Origin of the sequence: Streptomyces sp. NPDC001868, from assembly GCF_040297125.1 — a bacterium.
Lineage (GTDB): Bacteria > Actinomycetota > Actinomycetes > Streptomycetales > Streptomycetaceae > Streptomyces.
Genome location: NZ_JBEOYO010000122.1, coordinates 1 through 5,653, shown reverse-complemented (window position 1 = coordinate 5,653; position 5,653 = coordinate 1). Strand labels below are relative to the sequence as shown.

Sequence of the window (5,653 nt, the reverse complement as noted above, 5' to 3'; positions counted from 1 at the left end):
CACCATGCCGATCACGGCACGCAATACACATCTATCAAGCTCACAACACGCCTGGTCAGAGCAGGAGTTCAGGCGTCCATGGGCTCGGTCGGCGACTCCTTCGACTGTCAGTCTCTTGGCACCGGATCCCGCAAGGATCGGGTAGCCCCGGCCGTGACGGTCTGACTCTTGCTACGACCGACCCCACGGGTGTCCTGGCGTTGATCTGTCGACCGTCCGGCCGGGCACGCAGCAAGCGCTGCCGCCGGACGGACGTGTCGGCGTACTCTCCCTTCGGGCCGGGCCGGTACGTTTGAATGTCCCCAGTTGTTAGGCCACGTCGGTCTCTCGCTCGATGGCCTGGAGGCGGTTCTTGAGCCGGTAGCTCGGGCCGTTGATCGCGATCACTTCGCAGTGGTGCAGGAGGCGGTCGAGGATGGCGGTGGCGAGGACCTCGTCGCCGAAGACCTGGCCCCATTCGCTGAAGGTCTTGTTCGAGGTCAGGATGATGGAGCCCTTCTCGTAGCGCTTGGAGATGACCTGGAAGACCAGGTTCGCCTCGGCGCGTTCGAGGGGCTGGTAGCCCACTTCGTCGACCACGAGGACGCTCGGCCGCAGGTAGGTGCCGAGTTTGTTGACCAGTCGGCCTGCCGCTTCGGCGGCCTTCAGGTTGCGGACCATGTCGTCGAGGCTGGTGAAGTAGATCGAGTAGCCGGCCCGGCAGGCCGCGACTGCGAGAGCGACGGCGATATGCGTCTTGCCCACCCCGGGTGGCCCCAGCAGCGCGGCGTTCGCCTTGCCGTCGACGAAGGAGAGGCTGGCGAGGTCTTGGACCTTGCGAGGGTCGAGCTCGGGCTGGAAGGAGAAGTCGTACTCGTCCAGCGTCTTGTGGTGCGGCAGCTTCGACAGCCGCAGGCCCTGGCGGAAGCGGCGGTCGTCGCGGACGGCGAGTTCTTCGGACAGGACCAGGTCGAGGAAGTCGAGGTAGCCCATCTTCGCCTCGTCGGCCCGGCGGGTGTACTCGTTGATGGTCTCCGCCAGGTGGGGCAGGCCGAGCTTGCCGGCCGTGGTGCGGATGCGGTTGCCGGTCAGCTCGCTCAAGACGACTCCTTCGACGGGGAGTTGGTGGTGAAGGGCCGGGTGCCGGTCAGTTCGTCATAGACCGACAACGGCCGTCTCCCGACCTCGATGTGGGTTGCGGCGGCCCGGTTCAACAGGGCCTGCAACGGCCCGATGCGACCGGACACGGAGGACTCGCTCCGCGGTGGTGGCGGCTCGTCGCCCGTCGTGGTGCGGCGGTTCTTGCCGGTCGGCAGGCCATCCCAGTGCTCGTCCTGCTTGACGACCACGCCGCGGCCGACTGCCCGCGGATGGCTGGACAGCAGGGTCTCGCCGCTGGCATCGGGGACCGTCGTGTGCAGCATGACCTGGGATTTCGTCGCTCTGATCTCGACCAGCTGACGCGGGCGGACCTTGCGGGCGGGCACCGAGTAGAGGTTTCCGCCGAACGCGACCAGGCAGTCCTTGCCGACCGGCCGCAGATGCCGCTCGGCCACCAGATAGGGCGAGGGCGGCAACGGCTTGAGGGCGGCGTGATCCCGGGCGGCGCGGTGTCCGATGACCTCGTGGTGGGTGGCGTGGGTGCGGGCACGTCGCTGCGGCACCCACGCCATGAACGCGGCATCCAGCTCCTCGAGCGAGGAGAACGCCCGGCCGGCCAGCACGTGATCACGCACGATCAACACCTGGCGTTCGACCCGGCCCTTGCCGGTGGGCCGGTAGGCGGCCAGCACGTCGATATCGAAGTCGTAGTGGCCGGCGAAGCCGACCGCTTCCGGATGCAGCGGCACCGCCTCGCCCGGGGCGACGTGCCGGCGCACGACGGTCTTGGTCCGGTCGTAGACGATCGACATCGGCACCCCGCCGAAGTGCGCAAACGCCCGCCGGTGGCAGTCGAAGAAGGTCTGCAGGTCCTGGCTCGTGGTGAAGCAGCAGAACGGATCGCGCGAGTACGACAGCACCATATGGAACGAGTAGACCTTCGGGATTCCCAGGTGGGCGAGGATCTTGCCTTCGTCGCCCCAGTCGACCTGAGCCTGGGCCCCGGGAACCACCTCGAAGCGGCGGTGCATACCCGCCAACTCCCGCTGCTCGATGCCCAGTTCACCCGCGATCCGCGGCCGTGCCTCCTGCAGATAGAGCTTGACCCGCTGATAGTTGATCGTCGAGCCGTACTCCTTCACCAGACGCTCGTGCACCACGGCGCCCTTGATGAGGATCTCTGCCCGCAGCATCGCGTCGATCAACGGGGCAACCTCGTCGACCACTTTCTTCCGGGGCCGGCCGTTCGACGTCCGCCTCGGCGGCACCGACGCCGCCGTGCTCGACAGATACTTGCGGACCGTCTTGCGGTCCAGCCCAGTCTCCTTGGCCACCTCCGTCAGACTGACCGCTCCTGACTCGACCAGAGCACGGAACCGCCGCAGTTCCAGCCAGCGCTGCGGGTCCAAAACCACCGCGTCACCGCCCTCCGCCACCCTTCACCGGACGAGCAGCAGACTGCCGGGCACCACGATTCACCGCACCATCAAACGGCCCTTTTCACTCGTACGCGACCGGGGACGATCGTGGCCCTGGCAAGATTTTCGTAGACGGAGATCATCTGGGTGCTGAGGTCGGCATGACGGGCAGCCTTTGAGTGTGCTCTGTTGAACTGTCGTACCTGTTGCCGCACTTGGCGGGCGTGTTGGTTCTCTCGGTCGACGGCTCTGGACCCGTGGTGGTGGTCCGTGCCCGTACGCGCTCGTTTACTCCCGCGTCGTGTACGGGCTGCGGGCGGCCGAGCGGGTGGTGTCACAGCCGCTACGTCAGACGACTCGCGGATGCCTCGTTGGGTGGTCGTCCGGTGTTGATCGAGTTGAGTGTGCGGCGTCTGTACTGCGAGAACGCCGCTTGCGCGAAGTTGACGTTCGTCGAGCAGGTGCCGGGTCTGACCGTGCGCTACCAGCGGCGCACGCCGCTGCTGCAGCACATGGTCGAGGCGGTGGGAGTGCTGCTGGCGGGCCGGGGCGGCGCCCGGATGCTGAAGGTCCTGCACGTCGGGCTCTCGCGGTGCACCGTCCTGTCCCAGCTGATGCGGATCCCGCTGCCGCCTCTGCAGACGCCGAGAGTCCTGGGCGTGGACGACTTCGTCCTCTACAGAGACACGTACGGGACTCTCCTGGTCGACGCCACCACCCGGCTCCCGCTCACGCTCTGGGAAGGACGGGACGCCGAGCAGTTGAGTCATTGGCTCCGGGAGCATCCCGGCACTGAGGTTGTCTGCCGCGACGGCTCGCTCATTTACCGGCAGGGCATCACTGATGGCGCCCCCGAGGCCATACAGGTCAGCGACCGCTTTCACCTCTGGCAGGGCCTGTCCCGGCGCGTCCAGGAGATCGCTGTTGCTCACCGCGGCTGTTTGCCCGCAGCGCGGTCCCCGGTTGTGGAGAGCGCCCCGTCATCGACTGAGCTGAGCGTTGAGGATGCTGCAGCGGACACGCGAGCCGGGCGGCATGCGCGGAGGCTGTTCGAGGCCGTGCATACCCTCACCGATACGGGCCGGCCCTACAGTGCCGTCGCCCGAGAGCTCGGCATGGACCGCAAGACCGTGCGCAAATACGCCCGTGCCCGCAGCTGGCAGGAGGTGATGCGCCGTCCGCCCCGCCGTCCCTCCACCCTGGATCCCTATCTCGATCACCTGCAACAACGCTGGGACGAGGGCGAGCACAGTGCCAAGAATCTTCACCAGGAACTCCTTGGCAAGGGATACCTCGGCCACTACCAGCGCGTGAAGATGGCCGTCGCACCCCTGCGACGCGGGCTGCCCCTGGACCAGCCCCGTGAGCGCCCGCCATCCCCGCGCGAGGCCGCACGCTGGATCACCACCCACCCGGACCGCCGCAGCCTTCACGTCTCCCACCGCCTGCGCCGGCTCCTTGAGCACTGTCCGGAACTCAAGCGCACGCACGACCTGGTCCGCCGGTTCGCCGGCATGCTCGACAACCGCGACGCCTCATCACTGCCGTCCTGGCTCGACGAGCTCTCCCACAGCGGACTGCGCCCGCTCGCCGGTATCGCCGGAGCCCTACGCGAAGACCAGCATGCCGTCGCCCAGGGGATTGCCACCACCTACAACTCCGGCGTCAACGAAGGCCGCATCACCGACGTCAAACTCCAGAAACGCCTGATGGCAGGACGCGCCGGCGTCCCGCTCCTCCGCCATCGAGTCGTCCTGATCGCCCACCTCCGCCGCCGGTATGCGGACCGGCCGACCTCAGCACCCAGATGATCTCCGTCTACGAAAATCTTGCCAGGGCCACGATCGTGTGTACGCCGACAGGACGTGACCTGATAAGAGCCTGGAGCCACCTCGTCAAAAGCGTCCCCGTGACAGTCCTGTCCGTCCGACCGGCGACAGCGTGCACCTCACGCTACCGGCCGGAAGGAACGCGGTGAACACCAACGAGCGGCACATGTCTGGGCACGTCGTGATCGGCGTCGACACACACAAGCACGTGCACGTCGCGGCAGTTATGGACACCATCGGCGGAATCCTGGCGACATTGACGATCCCCACGGACACCGGCGGATTCCAGCAACTCCTGGACTGGGGAACCTCGTTCGGCAAGGTGCTCGCCTTCGGGGTCGAGGGCACCGGCTCCTACGGCGCCACCCTGGCCTCGTTCCTTCGCCGGGCCGGTCACAGGGTGGTCGAGGCCGGCCGCCCGGACAGGCGGTTACGGCGGATGAACGGCAAGTCCGACACGCTGGATGCCGAGAACGCCGCCCGCGCGGTTCTCGCCGGCTTCGCCACCGCCACTCCCAAGACGGCGGACGGCGAGGCCGAGATGATCCGCCAGCTGAAGATCGCCCACGACCAGGCCGTCGAACAGCGCGCGGCCGCGATGGTCACCATGAAGGCGATGCTCGTCCACGCCCCCGATGGCCTGCGTCACGAGACCGCCGGCAGAACGCAGATCGCTCTGGCCCGGCACCTGGCAGGCCTGCGCCCTCGACAGCTGGAGGGCCCTGAGGATGCACTACGTCACGCCCTGCGCACGCTGGCCAAGCGGTGGCAGTACCTCGACGCCGAGGCCAAAGAGCTGACGAAGATGATCGATGACCTGGTGCACCGAGCCGCCCCGCAGTTGCTCGAGCCGTTCGGCATCGGAGTGGACACGGCCGCCGAAATCCTCGTCGTAGTCGGCGACAACCCCGAGCGCATCAAGTCCGAAGCCGCTCTCGCCAAGCTCGCGGGCATCGCTCCCGTGCCCACCGGCTCCGGCATGACCAGCGGCAGGCACCGCATCAACCACGGAGGCCATCGCCAGCTCAACGCCGCGATCTACCGAACCGTCATCGTCCGCATGCGATTCCACCAGCCCACGATCGACTACGTCGCCCGCCGCACCGCCGAGGGCAAGACGAAACGCGAGATCATCCGCTGCCTCAAGCGCTACGTCATCCGCGAGGTCTACCACCTGCTTCGGCCCGCCCCGAGAACGGCCCCCACAAGAAGTTGACAACTATAGGAGCGTCAATGCCCTGGCGGAGAACCTGTGGATGCTGATCAAGACCGAGTGCATCCGCGGCCGCGTCTTCGCAACCAAGGCCGAGGCGAATCTCGCGCTCT

General features: G+C 67.2%; 4 protein-coding genes. 2 read left to right on the top strand and 2 right to left on the bottom strand.

The window, feature by feature from the left end; genetic code table 11:
• Positions 1-309: 309 nt before the first annotated feature.
• On the bottom strand, positions 310-1,080 hold the full coding sequence (gene istB / locus ABT147_RS46915; RefSeq protein WP_351418647.1) for an IS21-like element helper ATPase IstB: 771 nt from the start codon (positions 1,078-1,080) through the stop codon (positions 310-312).
• Complete coding sequence (istA, locus tag ABT147_RS46910) at positions 1,077-2,495, bottom strand: IS21 family transposase (RefSeq protein WP_351418645.1); 1,419 nt, start codon at positions 2,493-2,495, stop codon at positions 1,077-1,079. Before istA ends, istB begins: the two co-directional genes overlap by 4 nt.
• Before the next feature lie 182 nt (positions 2,496-2,677).
• Here istA and ABT147_RS46905 point away from each other — a divergent pair, with 182 nt between their 5' ends.
• Together ABT147_RS46905 and ABT147_RS46900 are read left to right on the top strand one after the other, a co-directional pair.
• The gene (locus ABT147_RS46905) at positions 2,678-4,309 is read left to right on the top strand and encodes an ISL3 family transposase (RefSeq protein WP_351418643.1); all 1,632 of its coding nucleotides are present in this window, start codon (positions 2,678-2,680) and stop codon (positions 4,307-4,309) included.
• 184 nt (positions 4,310-4,493) lie between these two features.
• Complete coding sequence (locus ABT147_RS46900) at positions 4,494-5,543, top strand: IS110 family RNA-guided transposase (RefSeq protein WP_351418641.1); 1,050 nt, start codon at positions 4,494-4,496, stop codon at positions 5,541-5,543.
• The last annotated feature ends 110 nt before the right edge of the window (positions 5,544-5,653 follow it).